Origin of the sequence: Primorskyibacter flagellatus (genome assembly GCF_900176485.1) — a bacterium.
GTDB lineage: Bacteria > Pseudomonadota > Alphaproteobacteria > Rhodobacterales > Rhodobacteraceae > Primorskyibacter > Primorskyibacter flagellatus.
In genome coordinates this window covers 1-23,984 of sequence record NZ_FWYD01000021.1, presented here as the reverse complement: position 1 = coordinate 23,984, position 23,984 = coordinate 1, and the positions used below count along the sequence as shown (strand labels likewise).

At 61.7% G+C, this 23,984-nt stretch carries 23 protein-coding genes, 1 tRNA gene and 2 pseudogenes; 6 read left to right on the top strand and 20 right to left on the bottom strand.

All coding sequences use genetic code 11. The features are described 5' to 3' along the window. The first annotated feature begins 739 nt into the window (after positions 1-739). Positions 740-1,663 carry a zinc metalloprotease HtpX gene (gene htpX, locus B8991_RS17380; RefSeq protein ID WP_084354198.1) on the top strand — a complete coding sequence of 308 codons (924 nt, stop codon included), beginning with the start codon at positions 740-742 and terminating at the stop codon, positions 1,661-1,663. A gap of 291 nt (positions 1,664-1,954) precedes the next feature. Here htpX and B8991_RS17375 read toward each other — a convergent pair whose 3' ends face one another. From B8991_RS17375 to B8991_RS17345, 8 genes and pseudogenes are all read right to left on the bottom strand, one after another. Then, positions 1,955-2,887, bottom strand: coding sequence for a branched-chain amino acid ABC transporter permease (locus tag B8991_RS17375; protein ID WP_084354197.1), 933 nt, complete (start codon positions 2,885-2,887; stop codon positions 1,955-1,957). Continuing rightward, a pseudogene (locus B8991_RS22035) lies at positions 2,884-3,261 on the bottom strand (ABC transporter permease subunit); the annotation flags it as partial. The gene B8991_RS17375 and the pseudogene B8991_RS22035, both read right to left, overlap by 4 nt. Before the next feature lie 15 nt (positions 3,262-3,276). Next, on the bottom strand, positions 3,277-3,747 hold the full coding sequence (locus B8991_RS22030; RefSeq protein ID WP_235866676.1) for a branched-chain amino acid ABC transporter permease: 471 nt from the start codon (positions 3,745-3,747) through the stop codon (positions 3,277-3,279). Next, on the bottom strand, positions 3,747-4,454 hold the full coding sequence (locus B8991_RS17365) for an ABC transporter ATP-binding protein (protein WP_084354196.1): 708 nt from the start codon (positions 4,452-4,454) through the stop codon (positions 3,747-3,749). The genes B8991_RS22030 and B8991_RS17365 overlap by 1 nt, the downstream gene beginning before the upstream one ends. Then, the gene (locus B8991_RS17360; RefSeq protein ID WP_084354195.1) at positions 4,447-5,175 is read right to left on the bottom strand and encodes an ABC transporter ATP-binding protein; all 729 of its coding nucleotides are present in this window, start codon (positions 5,173-5,175) and stop codon (positions 4,447-4,449) included. The genes B8991_RS17365 and B8991_RS17360 overlap by 8 nt, the downstream gene beginning before the upstream one ends. A gap of 57 nt (positions 5,176-5,232) precedes the next feature. Beyond that, complete coding sequence (locus tag B8991_RS17355) at positions 5,233-6,510, bottom strand: ABC transporter substrate-binding protein (RefSeq protein ID WP_084354194.1); 1,278 nt, start codon at positions 6,508-6,510, stop codon at positions 5,233-5,235. A gap of 43 nt (positions 6,511-6,553) precedes the next feature. Next, the gene (locus B8991_RS17350) at positions 6,554-7,480 is read right to left on the bottom strand and encodes a 3-hydroxyacyl-CoA dehydrogenase family protein (protein ID WP_218673246.1); all 927 of its coding nucleotides are present in this window, start codon (positions 7,478-7,480) and stop codon (positions 6,554-6,556) included. A 3-nt stretch (positions 7,481-7,483) separates the two neighbouring features. Beyond that, complete coding sequence (locus tag B8991_RS17345; protein ID WP_218673245.1) at positions 7,484-7,954, bottom strand: SDR family NAD(P)-dependent oxidoreductase; 471 nt, start codon at positions 7,952-7,954, stop codon at positions 7,484-7,486. A 174-nt stretch (positions 7,955-8,128) separates the two neighbouring features. Here B8991_RS17345 and B8991_RS17340 point away from each other — a divergent pair, with 174 nt between their 5' ends. From B8991_RS17340 to B8991_RS17330, 3 genes are all read left to right on the top strand, one after another. Next, on the top strand, positions 8,129-8,665 hold the full coding sequence (locus B8991_RS17340) for a cytochrome b (protein ID WP_084354248.1): 537 nt from the start codon (positions 8,129-8,131) through the stop codon (positions 8,663-8,665). A gap of 72 nt (positions 8,666-8,737) precedes the next feature. After that, the gene (locus B8991_RS17335; RefSeq protein ID WP_084354192.1) at positions 8,738-9,877 is read left to right on the top strand and encodes an efflux RND transporter periplasmic adaptor subunit; all 1,140 of its coding nucleotides are present in this window, start codon (positions 8,738-8,740) and stop codon (positions 9,875-9,877) included. Then, complete coding sequence (locus B8991_RS17330) at positions 9,874-12,963, top strand: efflux RND transporter permease subunit (RefSeq protein WP_084354191.1); 3,090 nt, start codon at positions 9,874-9,876, stop codon at positions 12,961-12,963. Before B8991_RS17335 ends, B8991_RS17330 begins: the two co-directional genes overlap by 4 nt. Before the next feature lie 437 nt (positions 12,964-13,400). Here B8991_RS17330 and B8991_RS17320 read toward each other — a convergent pair whose 3' ends face one another. Continuing rightward, positions 13,401-13,925: a TetR/AcrR family transcriptional regulator gene (locus B8991_RS17320; protein WP_084354189.1), complete on the bottom strand. Its 525-nt coding sequence runs from the start codon at positions 13,923-13,925 to the stop codon at positions 13,401-13,403. A gap of 70 nt (positions 13,926-13,995) precedes the next feature. Between B8991_RS17320 and B8991_RS17315 the strand changes: the two genes are divergently transcribed. Next, a complete protein-coding gene (locus tag B8991_RS17315) occupies positions 13,996-15,066 on the top strand; it encodes an alcohol dehydrogenase family protein (RefSeq protein ID WP_084354188.1) in 1,071 nt (356 codons plus the stop codon). A gap of 274 nt (positions 15,067-15,340) precedes the next feature. Here the strand turns inward: B8991_RS17315 and B8991_RS17310 are convergent, their stop codons facing one another. From B8991_RS17310 to B8991_RS17290, 5 genes are all read right to left on the bottom strand, one after another. Beyond that, positions 15,341-15,751, bottom strand: coding sequence for an ACT domain-containing protein (locus tag B8991_RS17310; protein WP_179141533.1), 411 nt, complete (start codon positions 15,749-15,751; stop codon positions 15,341-15,343). Positions 15,752-15,823: 72 nt separating this feature from the next. Next, on the bottom strand, positions 15,824-16,207 hold the full coding sequence (locus tag B8991_RS17305; RefSeq protein ID WP_084354186.1) for a nuclear transport factor 2 family protein: 384 nt from the start codon (positions 16,205-16,207) through the stop codon (positions 15,824-15,826). Then, positions 16,200-17,006 (bottom strand): SDR family NAD(P)-dependent oxidoreductase, encoded by an 807-nt coding sequence (locus B8991_RS17300; protein ID WP_084354185.1) that lies wholly within the window; start codon positions 17,004-17,006, stop codon positions 16,200-16,202. The genes B8991_RS17305 and B8991_RS17300 overlap by 8 nt, the downstream gene beginning before the upstream one ends. Positions 17,007-17,208: 202 nt before the next feature. Then, positions 17,209-17,442, bottom strand: a complete 234-nt coding sequence (locus B8991_RS17295) for a DUF6552 family protein (protein ID WP_179141532.1) — start codon at positions 17,440-17,442, stop codon at positions 17,209-17,211. Between the two features lie 7 nt (positions 17,443-17,449). Further along, on the bottom strand, positions 17,450-18,154 hold the full coding sequence (locus B8991_RS17290) for an SDR family oxidoreductase (RefSeq protein WP_084354183.1): 705 nt from the start codon (positions 18,152-18,154) through the stop codon (positions 17,450-17,452). A 99-nt stretch (positions 18,155-18,253) separates the two neighbouring features. Between B8991_RS17290 and B8991_RS17285 the strand changes: the two genes are divergently transcribed. Continuing rightward, positions 18,254-19,129 carry a LysR substrate-binding domain-containing protein gene (locus tag B8991_RS17285; RefSeq protein WP_084354182.1) on the top strand — a complete coding sequence of 292 codons (876 nt, stop codon included), beginning with the start codon at positions 18,254-18,256 and terminating at the stop codon, positions 19,127-19,129. Here the strand turns inward: B8991_RS17285 and B8991_RS17280 are convergent. From B8991_RS17280 to B8991_RS17260, 6 genes and pseudogenes are all read right to left on the bottom strand, one after another. After that, positions 19,042-20,691, bottom strand: a complete 1,650-nt coding sequence (locus B8991_RS17280; RefSeq protein ID WP_084354181.1) for a site-specific integrase — start codon at positions 20,689-20,691, stop codon at positions 19,042-19,044. The genes B8991_RS17285 and B8991_RS17280 overlap by 88 nt on opposite strands. A 157-nt stretch (positions 20,692-20,848) precedes the next feature. Continuing rightward, positions 20,849-20,989, bottom strand: a pseudogene (locus B8991_RS22350) (DUF6538 domain-containing protein); the annotation flags it as partial. A 148-nt stretch (positions 20,990-21,137) separates the two neighbouring features. Continuing rightward, positions 21,138-21,212 (bottom strand) — tRNA-Gln (locus B8991_RS17275). 113 nt (positions 21,213-21,325) lie between these two features. Next, positions 21,326-22,309 (bottom strand): diguanylate cyclase domain-containing protein, encoded by a 984-nt coding sequence (locus tag B8991_RS17270; RefSeq protein WP_084354180.1) that lies wholly within the window; start codon positions 22,307-22,309, stop codon positions 21,326-21,328. Next, entirely contained in the window at positions 22,299-22,916 is a 618-nt protein-coding gene (locus tag B8991_RS17265) for a heme NO-binding domain-containing protein (RefSeq protein WP_084354246.1), read from the bottom strand. Before B8991_RS17265 ends, B8991_RS17270 begins: the two co-directional genes overlap by 11 nt. Positions 22,917-23,292: 376 nt before the next feature. Continuing rightward, the gene (locus tag B8991_RS17260; RefSeq protein ID WP_084354179.1) at positions 23,293-23,580 is read right to left on the bottom strand and encodes an SH3 domain-containing protein; all 288 of its coding nucleotides are present in this window, start codon (positions 23,578-23,580) and stop codon (positions 23,293-23,295) included. Positions 23,581-23,984 lie beyond the last annotated feature (404 nt).

The following is a 23,984-nucleotide window of genomic DNA, read 5'->3' as shown; positions in this document are numbered from 1 at the left end:
GAGACGCCTGTTATTTCGGGCCAGCGGCACCGAAAATGGAAGACTCCGGTTCTACGGACGAAATGGACCCCACCCTCTCGATGGTTCCCACGCCCTACACCGCGCGCGATGTGAACCAGTTTGTGTACCACTTCGAGGTAGAGACGCAAGGACGGCCGCTTGACCTATGCCTATCCCAGTGAAAACTAACGTGCTTTAAGGGGGTTGGCTGGGGTCGCAGGATTCTTAGATAAGCTATTGATATAAAATTAAAATATAGCGCATCTTAGGATATGGTGTCAATCTCTGTGAAAAAAAACAGGAATGTGCAGCAGACCGTGCTTCAGAGGAATCGCGGGGCTGAACCTTATCTCCTTCTCCGCGAATTGCGTCAATTACTGGTGGCAAGCTGGCTTGGTAAGCAGTCCGACTGATTGCCAAGGCGTGCAAGGGACCTGCGACCCGATGCGTCCATGGGTATGAATTTGCACTGTTCCGGGCTTGGTCCTCAGTTGATCGATGGCGCTTCTCCAGGCGGTTCGACCCGCCGAGATTTATGTGGGGGCGAGGGAAAGCCGTGTTCATCGAACCAAAACGCGGCATTTCGCCGGCCGAAATGTCGTCGTGCGGCTCAGACCGGCTATTCCGCCAAGTCTTAACAATAGTCAGGTTTGCCTGCGGTCTTGGTGCCCATGCTTGCACCGCTCGGAAACCTCCCATATTTTCTGCAGTCCCAAGGCGCGAAGTTCGGAAGATCAATATGGGCTATGTGAAGACAGCGATGCTGATGGCGGCGATGACCGCGCTTTTCATGGGCGTCGGCTACCTGATCGGCGGCTCGGGTGGCGCGGTGATCGCGCTTGTCGTCGCGGCGGCGATGAACGCCTTTACCTGGTGGAACTCGGACCGGATGGTCCTGCGGATGCACAATGCCCAGCCGGTGCTGCCCGGCGACCGGATCGGCCTGCACGCCCTGACCGCCGAGCTTGCGCGCAACGCGGGCCTGCCCGAGCCGACGATCTATCTGATCGACACGCCCCAGCCCAATGCCTTTGCCACCGGTCGCAACCCCGCCAACGCGGCCGTGGCGGTGACCTCGGGCCTGCTGCAAAGCCTGACGCGGGAAGAACTGGCCGGGGTGTTCGCCCATGAGCTTGCTCATATCCGCAACCATGACACCGCGATCATGACCGTCACCGCGACCTTCGCCGGGGCGATTTCCATGCTGGCCAACTTCGCGCTGTTCTTTGGCGGCTCGCGCGAGCGGATGGGGCTGATCGGCACGCTGATGATGATGTTTCTTGCCCCTTTGGCGGCGGCACTGGTGCAGATGGCAATCAGCCGGACACGAGAATATGCCGCCGACAAGGCGGGCGCCGAGATCTGCGGCCAGCCGCTCTGGCTGGCCTCGGCACTGGAGAAGATCGCGATGGGCGCGGCCCGGATCGACAACCACGCCGCCGAGCGCCACCCCGCGACGGCGCATATGTTCATCATCAACCCGCTGCACGCGCACAAACACGACAATATCTTCGCGACCCACCCCGCGACCGAGAACCGCGTGGCCGCGCTACGCGCAATGGAGGCGCAGCGCGGTCGATCTTCGGGCACCGCCGGTCAGCGGATGTCTGGCAGTCGTGTTCCCAATACCAAAAATCGCAGACGAGCCGGGCCTTGGTCCTGACCAAGCCTTTGTCGAGCGAGGTTGATCGTGCTGCCATCGGATTGGAACTATGGCCAGGTTCATCTCTTTTCCAACTGCCTCGGTCTGCAACCGGCCCAAAGGAGACAGCCAGCCAACGCGAGTCTGCTACAATCTGGCCCGCCGTTCCGATCTTTCTCTGCGGCTGCATGATCCACATGCCGTAAAATTCACAGCGTGTGGACAAAGCGGCATATTGCTGACGCAGCCGTAACTCACGCAGAAATCGCCCTCACTCGCGGGAAGCTTTCTGCTGCGATGCAGCTCGCATCGTCAAGGCCGTCCTTGAACGTCCTCAGCAGGCGCAGAATTCACTCTGCCCTTTCTCTGCATGCCACCGGAATCCGACCGGAGCGGACGAAGGACGAATTCGCTGCACTCCTCCCCGGTGACCGCCACAAGCCCATATTTCCTGCCACAAGACCAAATCGCAAGCATCTCGAAAAGGCAGCGTTCAGAGGCTCCGACGGGGCATGCCGGCATCACCCGCAAGCTGGTCAAAGCGCCGCCGAGAACTGAGGTCAGGCCGGAGGTGACGACATAGACGAAGAATTTCGTCCGCCAGATGTCGATGCCCAGCGAGGCCGAAGCGAGTTCATTGTCCCGGATTGCCGTCAGCGCCAGCCCCTTGCGGGAGCGCAAGAGCAGGTAGACAGCCGTGACGACGATCAGCGCCGCGCCAAGTGCCAGCCAGTAGGAGAGCGCCTCGCGCGCCGAGCGGCCATCGGCCATCGAGCGCACGATGTCGGTGGGCAGTGAGGTGCCAGAGCCGCCTCCCAAGGCGGAGACCTGCGCAAAGCTCAACCGGAAGACCTCGGCCATGACCCAGGTACCGATGGCGAAATAGGCGCCGCGCAGGCGGAAGATCAGTGCCGCAACCGGGATTGAGATCAGCGCGCCCAGCACGCCTGCCAAGGCAATGGCCACCAGCGGCGGAAGCCCCGCGAAGATCGTCAGCGCAAACAGCATGTAGCCGCCGAAACCGACATAGGCTTGCTGCCCGACCGAGACCAACCCGGCGTAGCCTGCCAAAAGGTTCCAGAGCGAGGCCAGCGCGAGGTATAGGAATATCTCCCCCATCAGCCGCATGTCGGCCCGGCCCGCCCAGTAGGGTGCTGCGATCAGGATCACCGCGATCAGCGCGCCCAGAATGGCGGCGACCTTGGCGGCGCCCGAGGTACGGCTTATCCGGATATCTGTGTTCATGCCGAGATCCTCGGGAAAAGGCCGTTGGGACGCACGGCAAGAATGACGAGAAAGGCGATGTGGCCTGCCAGAAGCTGCCAGCCCGGGTTGATCGTGGCGCCCACGGTCTGGGCCACGCCGAGGATGACGCCGCCGACGAGGGTGCCCCAGAGGTTGCCCAGCCCGCCGATGATCACCGCCTCGAAGCCGAAGATCAGGCGACCACCCCCGGCCGAGGGGTCGAAACTGGTGCGGATGCCCAAGAGGATCCCCGCCACCGCCGTCACTGCCAGCGCCAGCGCCATGGCCAGCCCGAACACATGGCGCTTGTTCAGCCCCATGAGCTGGGCGATGTCCTGGTTGTCCGAGGTGGCGCGAAAGGCGCGGCCCAGAGGCGTGCGGTAAAAGGTCTATTGCAGGCCCGCGATCACTGCGACGGCGATGGCAAAAGTCAGCAGCGGCAAGACCCCCAGCGAGAGCGGCCCGAGCGCGACGGAGGCGGTTTCCAGGGCACCTGCGTCCATCTTCTGCGGATCGGCGGAATAGCCTTCCAGCAAGGCGTTCTGGATGATCACCGACAGCCCGAAAGTCACCAGCAACGGCGGCAGGATATCATCGCCCAGCGTATGGTTCAGCACCGCCCGTTGCAGCAAATAGCCGATCCCGGCCATCGCAGGCACCACCACGATCAGCGCCACCAGCGGATGCACCCCCAAGGCCACGGTCGTGGTCAGGCCAAGATAGGCTGCCAGCACGATCAGGTCGCCATGGGCGATATTGACCAGCCGCATGACTCCGAAGATCAGGCTCAGCCCGGCAGCGAAGAGCGCATAGAGCCCGCCCAGAAGCGTGCCTTGCACAACTGCATTCACGAAATCCATCATTCCACTCCGAAATAGGCGCGCGCGATGTCTTCGCGCGAGACGGCGTCGGATTTGCCTTCCAGCGACACCCGGCCCTCTTGCAGGCAATAGACGCGGGACGACACCGCCAGCGCCTTGGTGATGTCCTGCTCCACGATCACCGCCGACATGCCGCCGCCGACAATGCCGGGCAGCGCCTTGTAGATGTCGCGGATGATCACCGGCGCGAGGCCGAGGCTGATCTCGTCTAACATGATCAGTTCCGGGTTCGACATCAGCGCGCGGCCGATGGCGACCATCTGCTGCTGCCCGCCGGACAGCGAGGTCGAGGCCTGCGCCTTGCACTCTTCCAGGATCGGGAAAAGGTCATAGACCTTGCGCAGGTTCCACGGCCCCTTGCGATTGACCCGCCCGCCGATCATCAGGTTTTCCTCGACCGAGAGCGACGGAAAAAGCTGCCGCCCTTCCGGCACCATCGCGAGGCCCATCTGCGCGATCACGTCGGGGCGTTCCGCGCCGATGGCTTTGCCGCGGAACCGCACCTGTTCGGGCTTGTTACCGATCAGCCCGGAGATCGAGCGCAAAAGCGTTGTTTTGCCGGCGCCATTGGCGCCGATGATGGCCAGAACCTCGCCTTCGGAAACGGTGAGATCGACGCCGTAAAGCGCCTGGAAGTCGCCGTAGAAGGCATCGAGGCCGGTAAGTGTCAGGATCGCATCACGCATCGGCTTCAATCCCCAGGTAGATTTCCTGCACCTCGGGGCTGTCCATGATCGCCTTGGGCTCGCCCTCGGCGATCTTCCTGCCGAAATCGATCACGATCAGCCGCTCGACCACCGCCATCAGTGCGTGGACCACATGCTCGATCCAGATGATCGAGACGCCGTTGGCATGGATCGACTTGATGGTGGAGATCAGCGAGGTGCATTCCGCTTCGGTCAGCCCGCCGGCGATCTCGTCGAGAAGCAAAAGCCGCGGTTTTGCGCAGAGCGCGCGGGTCAGTTCCAGCCGCTTGCGGTTGAGCAGCGTCAGCCCCCCGGCGCGGTCATTGGCCTTGCCGAGAAGCTCGGTCTGGTCGAGCACGTCGACGCAGAGCCGCTCAGCCTCATGCCCGCGCAGACCGGCGGATTGCGTCGCCGCCACCATGGCGTTTTCGAACACCGTCATGTGGGTGAAGGGCTGCGGCACCTGGAAACTGCGCGCGATCCCGGCGCGCGACCGGCGCGCGGCACTATTCGAGGTGATATCCTCGCCGGCGAAGGTGATGCGCCCGCCATCCGGCTGCAGCGTGCCGGTGATCAGGTTGAACATTGAGGTCTTGCCCGCGCCGTTCGGCCCCAGCACACCCAGCGCTTCGCCCTGGATGAGACCGTAGGTCAGGCCATCCGCCACCGTTACTGCGCCGAAAGATTTCGAAACTCCGTTGAGTTCCAGGATCTGTGTCATGGCGATCCCCCTCATATATTGGAGATAGGCGGCGGATCACTCCACCGCCCCTTGCGATCAAAGCAGCTTCAATTTGCCGGTCAGCGGAATGTCGGGCGCATGGCTGTTGGCCACGATCTTGAGATCGAAGGCGTCGCCCTCTTTCTGCCACTGACCCGCAACCAGCGGCGTCTTGGTGACGTTGTTGATCGGGCCGTCGGACCAATCGACCCGGCCGACGATGGTGTCGAGCTTCGTCTCGGGGATCGCCGCGGCGATGGATTCGTAATCCTCGAGATCCTCGGCGCGTTTGACGACGTCGGCCACCACTTCGAACAGCGCATGCTTGAAGCCGATCGGCTGGGTCCATGGGCGGCCCGATGCGGCGGCGTACCCCTCGGCAAGCTCTTTGGCCGACGCGCCCGTCAGGGACGAGGCGAAGGGGTGGTTGGGAGACCACCAGACCTCAGAAGAGAGCCCGTCTCCACGCTCGCCGAGGGATTCGATGACCGAGGGAAAAAGCAGCGCCTTGCCGATGGTCATGATCTTGGGGTTGAACCCCTGCTGTGCTGCTTGCGACCAGAAGGTGGCGAAGTCAGGCGCGATCATGTTGCCGGTGACGATCTCGGTACCTGCGTCCTTGAAGGCGTTGATGTAATTCGAGAAATCGTCGGTCAGCGGCTGGTAACGGCCCGGGTCGGTCAGGTCGTAACCGGCGGCGGCCAGCGGCCTGGGCAGGCCAAGCTCGGCGTCGCCCCAGGCATTGCCGTCGGCGTCGTTCGGGAACAGCCCGCCGACAACCTTTTTAACGCCCGAACTGTCCCACATTTCGAGGAAGGCGCCGATCACGTCCTCGAGGCCCCAGAAGAAGTGGTAGGTATAGTCGAAACCCGTCCCCGGCACGCCGTTGCGGCCAAAGAAATAGGGCTGCCAGGGGCAGTCGGTGGTGATGCAGGGCACCTCGTTGATCTCGGCCTGGTCGGACACCGGGTTCACCGTGTCGGGTGTCGAGGCGGCGACGATGATGTCGACCTCGTCACCGAGGATCAGGTCGGCAGCAACTTCGGCAGCTCGGTTCGGGTTCGACTGGCTGTCCTTCGAGATGATCTCGATGTTCCAGGTCTTGCCGTTGTTCTCGATCCCGGCGTTGAAATGGTCCTGAACCGCGGCAAGCACATAATCGTCGGCCTCGGCAAACCCGGCCAGCGGCCCGGTGCGCGGGCTGACGTGGCCCACCTTCAGCGTCGGGGTCTGGGCATAGGCCCGGGTGCTGCGCAGGATCGCCGGCGCGGCGAGCATGGCGGTGCCACCCACCAGAAAGCCACGGCGCGAGGGTGTCTTGAAGTGTTGTCTCATGTTGTCCTCCCTTGGTGCCGGTCTCCCTCCGGCGGTTGTTGTCTCAGTCGAGAATTCCGTCGAGTTTTCTCAAGTGTGTGCCGACGCGTGCGCGCACGGCCTCGGCCTCGGCCTCGGTCCACTTGCGGAAGCCTTCGCCGCTCTTCATGCCCAGCTTGCCGTCCCTGACCAACTGTTCAAGGTAGGGCGACGGACCCTGACGGCTTTCGAGGTCGAAGAGCACGTTCTCGTGGATATCCAGCGTCAGATCGGTGCCGACCAGATCCGCGTTTTCCAGCGGCCCGAGCACGGCCAGCCGACGCCCGAAGCAGGATTTCACAACGGTATCCACCGCTTCGGCGTCACAGATGTCGCGTTCGACCAGGCTGATCGCCTCGCGCCAAAGCGCGTGCTGCAGGCGGTTGCCGATAAATCCTGGAACGTCCTTTTCGACCATCACCGGGGTCTTTCCGGCGCTTTCCAGCAGGGCATACATCCGCTCGGCCACTGCAGCGTCGGTCCATTCGGTCTTGATGACCTCGACCAGCGGGATCAGGTGCGGCGGGTTCCACCAATGGGTGCCAAGCGCGCGTTCGCGCAGTCGCAACCCTTCCATGATCCGGGTGATCTGGATGACCGAGGTGTTCGACGCCAGCACCGCGTGGTCGGGCGCATGCGCTTCGACCTCGGCAAAGATCTGGCGCTTGAGATCGAGCTTTTCCGGCGCGGCCTCGAAGACGAAATCCGCCTTGCGGACCGCAGAACCGACTGAGCTGCAAAGTTCGATCATCTTCAGCGCGCGGGCGATCTCGTCCTCGTCGGCACCCAGCACCTTGAGACTGTCGGAAATCCGCTTGGGTGCGGACTTCAGAGTCTCCGCAATTGGGTCCGAGATCGTCACGTATTGCCCGGCACGCGCCAGCGTCAGGGCGATGCCGTGGCCCATGAGCCCGGCACCGATGACGGCCATCTGTTGTTTCTTGGGAACCATCGCTCAACCCGCCGTGTAGCCACCGTCGGCATAGAGAATATGCCCGGTGTAGAAATCGGATGCCTTGGAGGCGAGAAACAGCAACGGTCCGGCAAGATCTTCCGGCTCGCCCAGACGCCCCTTGGGCACGCGGGCGAGGAAACCTTCGCGCACGGCCTTAGCCTTGTCGTCGTCGCCAAACATCCACGCGGTCAGTGGCGAGCGGAAGACGGTGGGCGCAATGGCATTCACGGTGATGCCGGTCGGGCCAAGCTCGCAGCCCAGCGCCTTGGTAATCCCGTCAACCGCCGCCTTGGAGGCACAATAGGCGGTGTAGCCCGCCGGGTGGCCCAGAAGCCCGCGCGCCGACGACACCAGCACGATCTTGCCGCCTTCGGCCTGTGCTTTCATCTGGCCTGCAGCGGCCCGCGCCAGCAGCCAGGTTTGCGTCACGTTGGCATCCATCACTGCGGTAAGCCGCGCTGCGTGAGGCACGAGAAAAGGTCCAGACGGAGTTCTCGTTCGAGCAGTAGGGATCACTCATGAGTGTTCCCTGACCGGCTCCCCGGTCGGAAGCCGTTGCCTCGTTGACAAAGCCGTGAGCACTGCGACGGAACCCGCCAAAGGTTTCGTATCAGGCGAGACGAGACCCTCAGACAGGACATGAACATGGACAATCTCTCAGACAGACCAGACCGCTTCGGCCCCGTGAGCCGCGCGCTGCATTGGAGCATGGCCGCGCTGTTCGCGCTGCAATTCCTGTCTGCTGCCGCGCATTGGGCCCTGCCGCGCGACAATGCCCTGCGGCAAACGTTGTGGAGCTATCACATCGATTTGGGGGTGACGCTGTTCCTGTTGGTGCTGTTGCGGGGCGCGTGGGCGCTTTGGAACCTCCGTCGAAGGCCACGGCATTCGGGCCTGGTGGGGCGGGCGGCGACTGCCGGACATGCGGCGCTTTATGCGCTCATGATGATCGTTCCTGTCGTCAAGATCCCGGCCGCCGCAGGCGGGACCCGCGGGCTCAGCTACCTTGGCCTCTCGATCTTCCCGGCGCGTGAGACGGCGATTGCCTGGACGCAGGCCGCAGCCGGCTGGCACGGCGGGATGGGGTGGATGCTGGCGGCGCTGGTGCTGGGACACATCGTGATGGTGTTGGGCTGGCATCGCTTCATCAAGCGTGACGACGTGCTGAGCCACATGGCCTGACAGACGCAACCGAAAATACATACCTCCCGCCACCCACCGAGGGACGATGCGGGATCAGGAGCTTGAAATACCTTGAAGAGATTCATCATCGTCCTCCTCTCGCTGGCCGTCCTGACCGGCGCCTATGCAATCGCCTTCGGCGTTCCCGTGCAAGTCGCGCAGCTTTGGGGCGGTGCCCCGGCCGAGGAAACAGCCGCCGCGCCGCGCGGCGGCCCGGATGGCGGTCCTGGCGGCGTGCGCGGGCAGGCACGGTCGACGACCGTCGTGCTCGCACCGCTGGAGGAGCACGCCTATACGCTGGTGCTGCGCACCGTCGGCAGCGCCGTGTCTCTGCGCCGGTCCGAAGTGGTGGCGACCGAAGCGGGCGAGGTTGTCGAGACCGCGTTGCAAGCCAACAAGGCGGTCGAGAAGGGCAATGTCCTGCTGCGGCTGGATGATCGCACCGAGCGCCTGACGCTGGAAATCGCCGAGGCCAACCGCGATCAGGCGCAGGCCACCGTCACCCGCTACCAGGGGCTTCACCAGAACGGCAGCGCCGTGGTGACGGATGTGGCGCTCTCCGAGGCGGAGGTTGCGCTGCGTCTGGCCGTGGCCAATGTCGGGCTGGCCGAGGTTGTGCTGGACAATCGCACCATCGTGGCACCGATTTCCGGGCGGCTGGGACTGAGCAATGTGCATGTGGGCGACCAGCTGTCGGGCGGTGACGCCATCGTGACCATCGACGACACCTCGACCTTGCTGGCGACTTTCGAGGTGCCGGAGCGTTCCATCGGGCTGCTGACCGAGGGCAAGCCGGTTCTCGTGACGACGCCGACCTACACCGGGCGCGTTTTTGAGGGCAAGGTCACCGCCTTCGACAGTCGTCTCGACAGCGTCACCCGCAGCGCCACTGTCGAGGCCGAGATCGACAATGCGGAAGGGCTGCTGCTCTCGGGCATGACTTTCGCGATCCGCATGACCGAGGAGACCGCGCCTCTGCCGGTCGTGCCCGCCACAGCGATCACCTGGGACCGCTCCGGCGCGGGCATCTGGATTGTCGAGGAAGGCCGCACCAGCCGCGCGCCCGTTACCATCCGCTACCGTGACGGCGATCAGGTCTGGATCGAAACCGAGGCGCAGGTGGGCGCGCAGATCGTGACCGAGGGCGCGGCGAAGCTGCGTGACGGGGCGCAGGTCACCACGGCGGACGCCAGCCGGGGGCCGGGCGCATGAGCTTCGAAAAACGGGCGCACAAGGCCGGGTTCGCCGATACCTTCGTGGCGCGGCCGATCTTCGGGATCGTGCTGAACCTGCTGATCGTCATCGCCGGTCTTGCGGCGCTCACCAGCATCGACATCCGCGAAATGCCCGACGTGGACCAGCCGGTCCTCTCGGTCCGCACGACTTACGACGGTGCGGTGGCGAGTACAGTGGACTCCGAGGTTACGCAGGTGCTGGAAGACGCGCTGAGCGCGCTCGAAGGCATGTCCTACATCGAGTCGACCTCCAGCACCGGCTCCAGCCGCATCACCATCGATCTGTCCGACGGCACCGATGTCGACGTCGCCGCCAACGAGGCGCGCGAGATCGTGTCGAGCACCCTGCGCGCGCTCCCGGACGACATCGACGACCCGACTGTCACCAAGAGCGACAGCAACGCCGACGCGATCATCCGCCTTGCGCTGCTGGGCGAGGCAAGCTTCGACCAACTCACCCAGATCGCCGAGGGCGCGGTCCATGAGCGCCTGTCGCTGATCGACGGCATCGCCGAAGTGACCGTACGCGGCAACCGCGCCAACGAGTTTCGCGTGGCGGCAAACCTGCCCAACCTGCTGAGCCGTGGGTTGACCGTCTTCGACCTCTCCGCCGCCTTGACCCAGTTGCGCGACGACACAGCGCTGGGGTCGCTGTCCACGCAATCACAGACCCTGTCGCTGCGTGTCGGCAACGAAGAAATCACCGTCGAGACCATCAACCAATTGCCGATCAACGACACGACCCAGGTGGCGGACGTCGCCTTTGTCCAGCTCATCCCGGAGGAGTCGAGCGTCTACACCCGCGTGAACGGCGAAACCGCCGTCAGCCTCGATATCACGCGGCAATCCGTGGGCAACACGCTGGAGATCTCCCGCGACGTGGGCGCAGCCGTTGACGAGTTGCGCAGCCAATTACCCGAGGGCGTGCAGCTTCTGGTCACCTCCGATGATGGCATCTTCATCGAAGGCTCGATCAACGAGGTGGTGAAGTCGATCCTCATGGCCACCGTGATCGTGATCGGGGTGATCTTCCTCTTCCTGCGCTCGCCGCGCGCCACGCTGATCCCCGCCGTCACCATCCCCGTGGCCCTGATCGGCACGCTGGCCGCGATCTGGCTGACAGGCTTCTCGGTCAACACCATCAGCCTCTTGGCGCTGGTTCTGGCGACCGGGATGGTGGTGGACGATGCCATCGTGGTGATCGAGAACATCATGCGCAAGCGCAAATCCGGCATGGGCGCCTTCGCCGCCGCCGCCGCCGGCACCAACGAGGTGTTCTTCGCCGTGATCTCGACAACGGCCACGCTGGCGGCGGTGTTCATCCCGATCTCCTTCCTGCCCGGTCAGGCGGGCGGCGTGTTCTCGGAGTTCGGCTTCGTGCTGGCCTTCGCGGTCACGCTGTCGTCGATCACGGCGCTGACGCTGGCGCCGGTGCTGGCGGCGCTGCTCGATCCGGGCAAGTCGCAAGCCAAGGCCACGGTTTCCACGCCCGGAGTCCTTGCGCGCACCTTCGACCGTGTCATGGATTTCGCCATCCGCACGCCGCTTCTCGTGCTTTCCGTCGCCATCGGCTTTGCCATGATCGCCATGGGGGCCGCGACGACGTTGCCCTCCTCCATCACGCCGGAGGAAGACCGCGGCTTCTTCCTCGTCCAGGCCCGCGGGGCGTCGGACACCACCGTCGACTACCTGGATTCCCAGGTCCTGCTGGTCGAAGAGATCCTCGCACCCTACCTGCAAGGCGGCCAGATCGAGACGGTGCAAAGCATCATCGGCATCGGCGGCGGCACCAGCGCCTTCATCGTCGTGCGCCTGCCGGACTGGGCCGAGCGCGACTTCACCCAGCAGGAACTCATCGCCCAGATCAGCGGGCAACTCTCCTCGGTGCCCGGCGTGCAGGTCAGCGCACGCTCGACCAACAGCCTCAACATCCGCGGGGCGGGCGGCGGGCTGGGCTTTGCCGTCACCGGCACCAACCTTGCCAATATGACAGAGGCGGCCGACAGCCTTGTTGCGGCCATGTCGCAGGACGCCACCTTCCTCAATCCGCAGCTCTCGAACAACAGCGTCGATGCGCAGCTGGAAGTCACCGTTGATACCGCGGCCGCGAGCGACATGGGGCTGAACAGCTCCGACGTCACGCAGTTGGTGCGGGCAATGGTGCAGGGCAATGTCGCGGTCAGCGTATTCTCCGATGATGTGGAGGTAGACGTCAACGTCCTCCCCGGTGGCCCGCCGATCGACGATCCCTCGGACATCGCATCGCTCTCCATCCGCCTTCCCAGCGGTGCCTACATCCCGCTGTCCACCGTGGCCTCGCTGGAAACCGTGGTCAGCGATGCGCAGATCCAGCGGCTCGGCGGAGCCTTGTCCGTCGCGTTGCAGGCCAACCTCGGCGAAGGCGTGGATCTGTCGACTGCGATGGACCGGGTGCTGGAAATCGCGGACGAGGTTCTGCCCGAGGGCATGGGCATCGCCCTCACCGGCGAGGCCGCGACGCTGGATGACACGCAAGGGGGCATGTACGCAATCTTCGGCGTTGCGCTGATCGTCGTTCTGCTGGTGCTTGCCGCCCAGTTCGAAAGCTTCGCCAGCGCGGTCGTCATCATGCTGACCGTGCCCTTCGGCCTTGCCGCCGCACTCTTGGCGATCTCGATCACCGGCGGGTCGCTGAACTACTACAGCCAGATCGGCCTCGTGATGTTGATCGGCGTGATGGCCAAAAACGGCATTCTGATCGTTGAATTCGCAAACCAGCTGCGCGAGGCTGGCGAGGATATCGACACCGCCATCCGCAACGCGCTCCGCCTGCGCATCCGCCCGGTAATGATGACGATGGTCTCCACTGTTTTCGGCGGCTTGCCCCTGATCCTGACGTCTGGCGCGGGAGCAGAGGCACGCATCGCCGTTGGCTGGGTGATCGTCGGCGGCCTTGGCTTTGCGACCGTCTTCACGCTTTTTCTGACTCCGATTTTCTACCGCTGGATCACAACCTGGGGCGCTGCACCTGGGGCCGCAGCCAAGCGGCTCAGGACCGAGACGGAGGGGATGTCAGGTGCGTAGTTTTGGACCTTTCGCCGGGGACCTGCGGTGCGGGTTCCCGGCGACGACCAGAAAAGGCAGTCCAGTGCACTATACGTGTGCCCAAGTCTGCTGCTGAAGGTGGCTCCTCGTAGAAGAGGATCCTGGGGGATGTGGTCCTCAAGGAAGAACTCATAGAAAAGTGCTGCCTGCGCTTCCTGTCTCGGCCCAACATTGGTCAACCCTCCCGCTGGACAGAAGAGTTGAATCAGCAACTTATGCTTCGATCAAGCACAAGTTTTTCAACGAAAAACGATCGTTGTCTTCGGAGTCGATGCGAAGGGCCCAAGCCGGAATTTAGCCAGTCAACTCGATGCTGTAATGCAGCTTGTCCGAAGCAGCCACTGACGAATTGCAGCATGTTGATCTTGCCCTTGGCTGTCAGGCAGACCAAGCCGCAATACTCGGGATTGCGTCCGTCAACTTCCCGGCGACCGCAGCGCATGACCTAACTGCTTTGCCGCTTCGACCGCGGCCTCGCCGCGCAGAGGCCATGCCTGCGTGAGGCCTTCGATGATTACCAGAAGCGCGGTGTCAGAGCCTCCCAGCCCGGTCGCCGTTGCGGCCCGTGTCGCCACCTCGGCCTTGTGGCGCTCAAGAAGAGCGCGGAGAGGGTGACTGCCCGGGTCGGCGGCCACGGCTGCATGAAAAAGGCAGCCGTGTGACGTCTCGGTCGCCATCCACTTGCCGACGCGGGACAGGATCGTGTCGAGCGCCGTTTCAGGCTCCCTTGGCAGGTCGTCGAAGACACGGGTGAGATAGCGCTGATGCCGATTTTCCAGTGCAGCCAAGACCATTTCCGCCCGGGACGGCGTGTATTTGTAGAGCGTGCGCAGGCTCACGCCCGCGGCATCACGCAAGTCCTCGACGCTGGGCTCGGCGAAGCCACGGCTTGCGAAAGCGCGTTCAAGCCCCTCGGATATCTTGCGCATCATATCACTCATGCTTGACGATGTAGAATGATCTCTCTACCTCCACAAGTAGAGCAATCATTCTACATCGGAGCATTTGCCAATGACACTTCCTGAAACGATGAAAGCCGTTGTCCTGACGGGCCATGGTGGGCTGGACAAGCTCGAATGGCGCAAGGATGTGCCGGTGTTTCGACCGGGCGCAGGTGAGGTGTTGATCCGTGTGGGTGCATCGGCGGTGAACAACACCGACGTCAATACCCGCACAGGCTGGTATTCGAAGGCCGTGCGGGGCGACACCGGCTCGGCCGCCGCGGAGGGCTATGCAGGCGCCTCCGATGCCGACGGAGCCTGGTCCGGTGCGCTAAACTTCCCGCGTATTCAAGGCGCGGATTGCTGCGATGAGATCGTGGCGGTCGGTGACGGTGTGGACGCCGCGCGGATTGGTCAGCGCGTGCTGGTGCGGCCCATGCATCGCCCCGCAGGCGCGGACCCGGATGCACTGGTGACCTTCGGATCGGAGCGCGACGGCGGCTTTGCCGAATACACGACCGTTGCCGATGAACACGCGCTGCGGATCGACAGCCCGCTCACGGACATCGAACTCGCCTCCTTCCCATGCGCGTTTTCAACCGCCGAGGGCATGATCCAGCGCGCCGGACTGGGCGCGGAGCGTGTGCTGATCACCGGGGCATCGGGCGGCGTCGGCTCGGCGGCCGTGCAACTCGCCAAGCGGCGCGGCGCGCATGTCACGGCGTCCACCAGCCCCGCCAAGATGGACGGGCTGAAAGCGCTTGGCGCAGATGCGGTAATGGACCGCAACGACGTATTTCAGAAAGAGGGTTTCGATGTCGTGCTCGACCTGGTGGGCGGGCCGCGCTGGCCCGAACTGCTCGATGCGTTGGTCCCCCGAGGGCGCTACGTGACCTCGGGCGCGATCGCCGGCCCGATCGTCGAACTTGATCTGAGGACACTCTATCTCAAGGACCTGGCGCTCATCGGCAGTACCCGACAGGACCCGCGCGTCTTCACTGATCTGGTCAGCTGTATCGAAGCAGGCGAGATCCACCCCGTGGTCGTTGAAACCTACCCGCTGCGCGAATTGCGCGCGGCGCAGGAAGCATTCCTCGAGAAGTCGCACATGGGAAAAATCGGGATCGTGATCGCAGGATGACGGCAACAGGAAGGGGATCGACGGCCTTCATGGGCGTCGTTCATGACGCTCATGAGGAGCATGGCCAAGGTTGTGGAAGGGCTGGTCCCTGGAATTGTCTCCAACGAGCACAAGGATCATCTGGGCGGGACAGAGCGGCCCATCAGCAATTTTATGCCCATTCCCGCCGCCTGTTCCAGCGCCGAGCGAACTATCGCAGAACCCTTGGACCCGGGTTCAGTCAGGAGAACTCTCGGTCATCAACCCTGCCGGAAAATCACATTGTCTGCGCGTATCAGTTTGCTCGAGACTGAAGGCGCGCCAGGACTTCCATCGCCGTTCGAACCTTATCGGACGGCACGAACACGTTGTCATGGTGGTACGCGGCGACCATGTTGCAGGGGATGCCAGCGTCCCCAAGTGCGGTCGACACGGCGGCCGTAAGCCCGACACCTTCCAGAGACGCATACACGTTCAGGGTGATGCATCGCATCGGGTGCTCCACATCAAGGCCTTTTTCTTCAGCCACTTCGACAGGAACGATCAGCGACATCCCTTCCTCTTCCTTGAAGGTCGATATCGCCTGGGATGAAAGTGATTTGATGAGAGCAGGGTTACCCGTCGTGATGAACACGAAAGCACCCGGTTTAAGCTTAGGCGTCATACCCGCGATCATATCGCGGGCAGTTTTCGCGACTTTCGTCATCTTTGTTCTCTCCACCAAATCTCGCCGGATCATAATCTGACTTCCTCACTGACAAGACGTCGAGTCGCTTGCTCAGAACATGCCATTATCATGGACGCTGGTCTCGGGAAGTTCCTGAAGAACGTCCCAGTGTTCCACAATCTTGCCCGTGTCATCGAGCCGAAAGATGTCGATCCCTGCATATTCCAATCCGCCCGGCCAGATTTGATGGCAATGCAGAATAACGTGACAATCCTCAGCAAAGGCGCGTTTCACTTCGACCCGCTTGCCTGGATATTCGGCGGCCATGCGCTCGAAGTAATCGATGAACCCCTGTCGTCCGCTTGCCACGTGTGGATTGTGCTGGATGTAATCGTCGCCCGCGTATCGCTCGATTGCCTCACGGGGGCGGCTATCATTGAACATCATCTTGTAAAACGCAATCACGTCGCGCTTCATGATCTCCAGATCAGTCATGACCGTGGTCTTTCGAATTGGCCGAGATGATGTCTTCCATCGCTTCGACGATCTCAGCAACTTTGGCCAGATCCGCCGCATCTTGATGTGGGGGCGCGAACTGGCCAGCGTCATTGTCGTAATAGCGCCCGGAGGCCGTGGCAAAGTCCTCGGACAGCGCGGCGCGGCGCAGGATCTCGGCGCCGATGGACAGATCGTTGCCAGCCACGCCGAAGCCTTCCTTGACCATCTTCGAGGCCAGCAGAGATCCGGGGTTCACGGCGATAAAGGCCGGTCCATCGGGATTGGCGCGGGCCAGCTCCTGCGTCCAGATGGTGATGGCCAGCTTGCTTTGCGCGTAGGCCTCCATGTGCTCAAGCGCGCGCTTGCCGCGCATCGCGTCCACGTCTACGGGCGCTTGCGCCGCTGACGACAGGTTCACGACGCGGCCATCCTTCGGGAGGATCGGCAGCAGATGCCGGGTGATCAGGTAAGGCGCAAGCGTGTTGACCACGAAGCGGAGGTCGAGGCCCCCTGATGTGCGGGTCTCGTCGGTCTTGAAGACGCCGGCGTTGTTGATCAGCACATCGATCCGATCATGACGGGCCCGGATCTCCCGGGCCAGCGCCTCGACCTCGTCCAGATGCGAGAGATCGGCGCGGTAGGTCTCGGGCGCGCCGCCCACGTCCTTTGCGGCGGCCTCCAGCTTGTCGGCGCTGCGGCCGTGCAGAAGGACGGTGTGGCCTGCCTCCGCGAGTGTCTTTGCGGTCAGCAGACCGATGCCATCGGTCGCGCCGGTGACCAGGATCGTTTTGGACATTGGGCTTTCCTCAGATTCGGAAGTCCGGCAGGATATCCTCCGCCAGCCGATGCATGGTATCTCCAATATCCGCGCCGTTAAATCGCAGGTTCAGAGCGACTTGGTTGATGCCAAGATCGCGGTTCTGCGTCAGGTAGCGCCGCAGGTGGTCCGTAGCTGACGATCCAGACTGTCTTCTCGAGGATCAAATCTCGCTCGCCCTTCAGCTGCTACTCATTCCCGCAAGCATGGCACCGAGCGCGACGAAATGGATCAGCATGATCGCCTTGTCGTTCCAAAACACACCGACCACGAACCATCCGAGAACGCCTACAAGGAACAGGTACAAGTTCCAAGGTGTCCAGCCAAAGGCCGTCGCCGTGTAGCCCATGATTTGTATGATTGACGCGGCCCATTTCACCGTGAAGGCGGCCCGCCCGCTCGAGGGTGCGGCCATCGCGACATCAGACAGCACGGCTCAGTCCCCCGTCAATCCGCAGGTTCTGGCCGGTCATGTAGCCACCACCCTCGGACGCCAGCCATGAGATCAGCGAGGACACCTCCTCCGCCTTCCCATAGCGCCCCATCGGGATGCGTGCGCGGCGGTCCTCGGTTTCGGGCAGGCTGTCGATAAAGCCCGGAAGCACGTTGTTCACGCGAATATTATCGGGGGCGTACTTGTCCGCATAAAGCTTGGTGAAGGCGGCAAGGCCCGCGCGGAACACGCCAGACGTCGGAAAGAGCGGGTCCGGTTCAAACGCCGCGAAGGTCGAGATGTTGATGATCACGCCGCCACCCTGTGCCTGCATCAAAGGCGTCACCAGCCGCGTGGGCCGAATAACGTTCAGCAGATAGACTTCCATGCCAACGTGCCACTCATCATCCGAGATTTCCAATATCGGGCCTTTGGGGCCGTGCCCTGCCGAGTTGACCAGGACATCGACACGGCCCCAGCGGTCCGCCGCGCCCTGCACCAGCGCGGCAAGATCGTCGTTCGAGCGGTTCGATCCTGTGACGCCAAAGCCACCCAACTCCTTGCCAAGCGCCTCGCCCTTGCCGGACGATGACAAGATCCCGACCTGAAAACCGTCTTCGGCCAACCTGCGGGCTGCATCCGCGCCCATGCCACTGCCACCAGCGGTTATGAGCGCTACTTTTTCTCCTGGCATTGAACTCTCCATCATTGCTTCCCTCCCGGATTTAAGGAAGTTCGGCGATCATTGCGCGCAAGAATTGATGTCGTCTGACAGCAGGAATACTATCACCACATGACCCAAATTCCGCCCCTCAATTCCTTACGCGCTTTCGACGCCGCAGGCCGTCATCTGAACTTTCGTGCGGCGGCCGACGAAATGGGCGTGACGCAAGGCGCAGTTGCGCAGCAAGTGCGACAGCTCGAAGCACATTTGGGGATACCCCTGTTCGAGCGTTTGCCCAAAGGGCTGGCATTCACATCATCGGGCCGAAGCTACCACGGGCGCGTCGTCACGGCGTTTGAAGAGTTGCGCGCCGCCACCGCGACATTGCGCCCCGAACCGGGTAGGGTCTTGGTGAGCGTCACGCCGACCTTCGCGGCCAAGTGGCTCATCCCGAATCTACCGGATTTTTCGGCGACACATCCACAGATCGACCTGCAAATCCTCGCCACTGAAAAGGTGTCGAGCTTTCATGGCGACGGGATCGATGTGGCCATCCGCCAAGGCAAGCCACCCTTCGGCGCTGCGCTGGATGCGGTTCGTCTGTTCCGACAAGAGATCATCGCCGTGGCGGCCCCCTCGCTTCTCGCACCGCACGGCTTGCCGCTTTCCCGGGAAACGCTGTCACATCTGCCGAAACTGCACGATGCGCATGATCTGTGGCCTGCGTTTCTCAGGGAATTGAAAGCGGATGATCGCGGTGGCCATGGGCTACGATTGAGCCAGACCGCCCTCACCATGGACGCCGCACTTTCGGGTCAGGGCATAGCCCTTGTCAGCAGCTTTCTCGCGCAAAGGGACATTGCGGCAGGTCATCTGGTTCAGGTAATTCCCGAGACACTTTTGGGCGACCAACACTTTTACATGTTGGCGATGCGCGGACCAAAACGCAGCCACGCGGCACAAGCTGTCGTGGAATGGTTCGCCGCGAAAGGAGAATATGCATAGCTGACTTTGGCGCGTACTTGCAGCGAGGGTACAGAATTCGCCCCGATTTCGGTTGTTTGGCTTCGATGTGCTCGCCATGCCTGCGCGATCTGTCGCACGCAGTGCAGCAGGCCCTCGATCGCTGTCCGTGCATGTGCGAGAAGCTGTCGGATATCTTCCGGCGTCGCTCCCGCCTCGAGATGCAGGTCACGAAGCACCAGGATGTCGTCGACAAGCGAAATGATCCGGGCCGCAACGTCCTTCTCTTCGAGTGCGCCGCATTCATTCCAGGGGAAGGTCGACGGGGCCTTGCGGCCAGAGATCGTGGCTTCGAATACGATCTCGTCGGTTTCCGCATCGCGAAGCTGAACGGCGGAAACTTCCCGCTGATCGCTCAATGCCACGTCGACATCCAGTGCCGCCTGCAGGGCCGTGCGTGTGCCGACAATGATCGGGAACGCGAACCCTCTGTCGTGGCCGACGTCGATGCCGTAGTCGACGGAATCCAGCAGGTCCTTCAATTCCAGAAGGCCATGGTCGGAGTAGTGCTTGTCCACCGTCGTGCCTTCAAGGTGACCGAGGATCCGCTGGCGCGTGCCGGTGTCGATGCCCAGGCCCATGAGCTTTGACGACAGCGTGCGCCGCATGGCGTAGATATCTTCGCGCGGGTCCTGCAGCTTGAGGGTCTTGAAGAGGTTCCGCAGGCGATCACCGAAGATCTGTGACCGTCGCCCGTGAGGCCGATCCGGTTGGATATCCGGAAAGAGCCAGGTTTCCCCGGACCGACTTTTCGCAACGACCCATTCCCGGAAGCCGAGGTCGAGAAGGATTTGCGGAATCGGCAGGACGCGCCGGGATTGCTCGTTCTTCAGCACCGCGTCCTCCTCGTCTCCGACGAAGAGGCAGAGTATGCCGCCCCGCCGCACGACGTCCGGCACGGCGGCCTGGAGGATCTCCTCGGGGCGCACGCCCATCGTGATCATGATCAGCGGAACCCAGTAGATCGCGTCCCTGATGATATAACGTTTGCGCGCGGTCGCCTTGCGGCTGCGCAACTTCTGCGAAGAACTGCCCAGATAAATCGGCGACCGCAAGAGGCGGGATACATGCTCAAGCGACCAGGACATGAGCCGTTTCGCGCGCGACACCCGTTTCGGAAGACCGCAGCTGGTCTTTTGCGCCTTGTGCCAATTCTGCATCCGTCCTTTGAGCTGCGCATGGGAGGAAACGACGCGATCATCTTCGTCGACATCGCGCCCGACACGCCTGCGCCCGAGCGCTGCCCGGAAAATGCGATTGAGCATGTCGCGCTGCACGAACAGGTATCCATCTGTCAGTCGTGGTGCCAGCTCCTGCACGAGCCTGCGGCGCTTGTCCGGCACCGACAGCGTGTCGAGGCGCATGATTCCCTCCAAGAGCGCGGCGTCCTTCGCGTCGGCGTCGCTGATTTCCTGGCGCGGGCAAAGCTTCCGGCCATCCTGGCCATGACGGTTGCGCCCGTGGCTTTTTCCCCACCCTTTGGGAAGCATCCAGACCATGTGCAGGAAGTCGAAGGATTGCTCGAGCACGATCGAGGTAGGCATCGGACTGCTCGGCCGGAGCGTTGCTCTCCTGTCGCGCGATCATTCCGGCCACCGCCCGTCGCACGATCTCCCGCAACATCGCCCGGACCCGGGCCTCGCTGATCGGGCTCGCCTGAAGTTCTGCCAGCACCTGTCTCTCTCCTGCCTCGATAGCGGACAGCAGGTCGACAGACCGCTTCACCGCGTCGGAGAGAACTTGGGTGCGGAGCGAAACCGACAGAAATGTCGGCGCGCCATGACGCCGGATTTCTTCCGGCCAGCGGCGGCGAAAGTGGAAGACCCGGTTTCTGCGAACCAAGTGCAAACCCCATTTTCTGCCGGTGACACGTGGCCTGCATCCGGGCCGATGTGAAGCAGTTTGTGAAGCACCGTGATGTGTAGACGGGAGGCTGGCCGCTTGATCAGTGGCTATCCCATTGGGAAGTATGGAGTTTTTTTGGTATCATTGGCTGGGGTGGTAGGATTCGAACCTACGATACACGGTACCAAAAACCGATGCCTTACCGCTTGGCTACACCCCAACGTGAGCCGCTACTTACGCAATAGGCTTAGCCGTATCAAGCCCTCAAAGTCAAAAATATCTCTTCAACAATGAATGATCTGCCGGACGCGTCGAAAGTCGTGTTCGGACCTTTCACGCCGTTCGTTTATCGTGGCCGGTCTGACCATGAAAACTATAGCAGGCCCGGCCTTTTCGTTTAGAACGATAGAGCGCATCATCGGCATCCGTGATAATCTGTTCAGCGCTTTTCGGCGTCAGACCGTCATGCATTGCGATCCCGACACTTCCCGAAACCCGGCAAATGTTATCGGCAAAGGCGACTGGCCTCTCGATACGTTCGATCAGGCGTTGGGCAAGCTGGGATAACTTTTCAGCATCAGTAAGTTGCGGAAAAATCAACAAGAATTCATCCCCACCGAATCTGACCACGGTGTCGTTTTCACGGGTGACTTCCAGCATGCGCTGCGCCACTTGCTTCAGGACATGATCGCCGGCGGCATGGCCGTGTTGATCATTGACCTGCTTGAAATAGTCCAGATCGAGATGCATCACCGATACGGCCTGATCGGTGGCCAGCAGACGCGAAAGCACATGATCCATCGCGCGGCGGTTTTTCAACCCGGTCAAGGTATCCGTAAACGCCTGCTCTTCCGCAGCCATTCTTGCCCCTTGCAAACGCTCGTTGAGCAATCGCGACGCCTGCATCGCGGCGGATTTGGCTTCGACCAGATACAGCATCTCAACAGTCAGATCCGTCGGGGCGAAATCGGCATTGGTCAGGTGATAGTCTCGAACGCTATCCACCACCGAGATCCCGAATGACAGATTCAGAATCGCGCCACCCGTTTCATCTGCGACAAGCACAGCCTTCAGACTGGTATGGGGCGGCTCTCGAAACCGGAGCTGGAGTTTGCGACCGGCAATCGCCAACAGATCCGACATCATCCCGACGCCTTGCGGGCGGTGCAGATCAAACACGTCCAGCAATCGTTTCCCGACAAGCGGGTCCCCGATCCGTAATTTCGCCAGAGTTGGACCGACATGTCGAATTTGTCCGGTCGCATCCACGGTCAGGTGCATCGGACAAAGAATATCAAGAATACGGTCAGACGCCATCTACATCGCCTCCGCCCGTATGATTGACACGCGCGCCCAGATCGAAACTGCGACCGACCGAATATTCAGTCTCGAAGAGAGTGATCTCTACAAATTCTTCAGTCCCATCTCCCTTTCCGAAATCGAGGCAGGCAAGCGTGCCGTAATCATCCGCCAAGGTTCGGAGCAAACCAACCAGCACATGTCCAAAACCCGGCATCCGAGAACGACAGATCAGCCGAAATTCGGTCGACCCGGATTCGTGAAGCTCTAGCTCTGGCAGTTCAAGGTCAGAAACGGCAAGTCGCGCCCTTTCAGGAAGATCGTCCAGTGAATGCAGAAATTCGATGAAATCTCCGCCCCCGAAGCGCAACAGCCGTCGCAGGGATTCATTGTTGGGGTGGGACACAAGGTATGTCCCCATATCTTCCAACAGTCCGGCGCGAGGCTTTGCCAGTTCGGCACTGCATGCATCAAGGAAAACGCTGGTCAAGTCGTCTTCGTAGACCAACATAGACTCGAAGCTGAGAACCCCGCTATCCGTGCGATGCGCTATACGATCCCAAACCTGTGGGCCATATGTGTCACGCACGAAACACTGAATCGTCCGGTTGATTAGGCCATGCATCAATTTCATCCCTATTCTCAGGGCCAGCTTGACACGCGCTACATTAAGATTCGTTGAATCTCTGGCGGTCCTTCTTTTCTTGATCCCTCCGGTTGCGGTGCTGCCGCCGAAAGAGCGCCACAGCAATCATCTCTGCTCGCGCGCAATCAATCCTATTACGGCCGAGGCGATGGCACACAACCTGCGGCATTCAACTTGGGAAATGCCGCAGAGCATCTTGGCGCGATCATTGAAAAAAATCGGTTCAAACGAAACAAACAATGGATAGATTTTCGGAGGCGTCAGTTGGCGGGCCCACCGTTGATCCGTAATCATCAGACTGCCGCGGGGGTCCCGATGTATCAGCGGCAGATCCGAACCGCATGGACGCAACACGTCAATGCGGCGAGAGATAGTCGGCAGAAACGTAACCGGTGACTGACGGTGCCTGTGCCAAAGAGACCCGACACCAGAGCTGGCCCAACTCGGTCACACAGTCGCGGCGGATCACTTCGGTGCCGTCCGGCAAGCCCAGAATTACTCTAAAGCCAAGTCCGGGGCCGCCACGCAGCTTCAAAAGCTCATCCTGCCCGGCACCTTCAACCAAAGTCCGCCCGCCTGCGCCATGACTGCACCCAGCGACGAGTACGAAAGCGAAAAGCACAATAATCTTAGTTCGGTTCATGGTTTGACCTCGGTCGTTCCGGGCGTGCGCCCTGTTTACACGGCTTTGCCACACGAATTCATGTTTGGACGTAAATTACCGGGTCCGTAATGGGTCTGTCGACAGAAGTATAGTGAGCTACTCCCTTTCCTCGCGACGCATTGGTATGTCGCGCAATACCATCACAAATTATTTGAATGCAGGCAGGATTGAGTCGCATTTTATGGCGCGAGAGCGGCAAAGCAAACTTGATCCGTTCGCCGAACAGCTTGCCGATCGATTAAAGAGGCTCTGTTGCGCAAGTCCGTTGAAGGGTTAGTCTTGTAAAACGTATGCGCCGTCCCCGTCCCATTGATTTCTGCGGTTCCGTTGCACTGAGCCAACGGCGAGTTTCGTTCTGAGTATTCAGAAGGAGACGACGATGG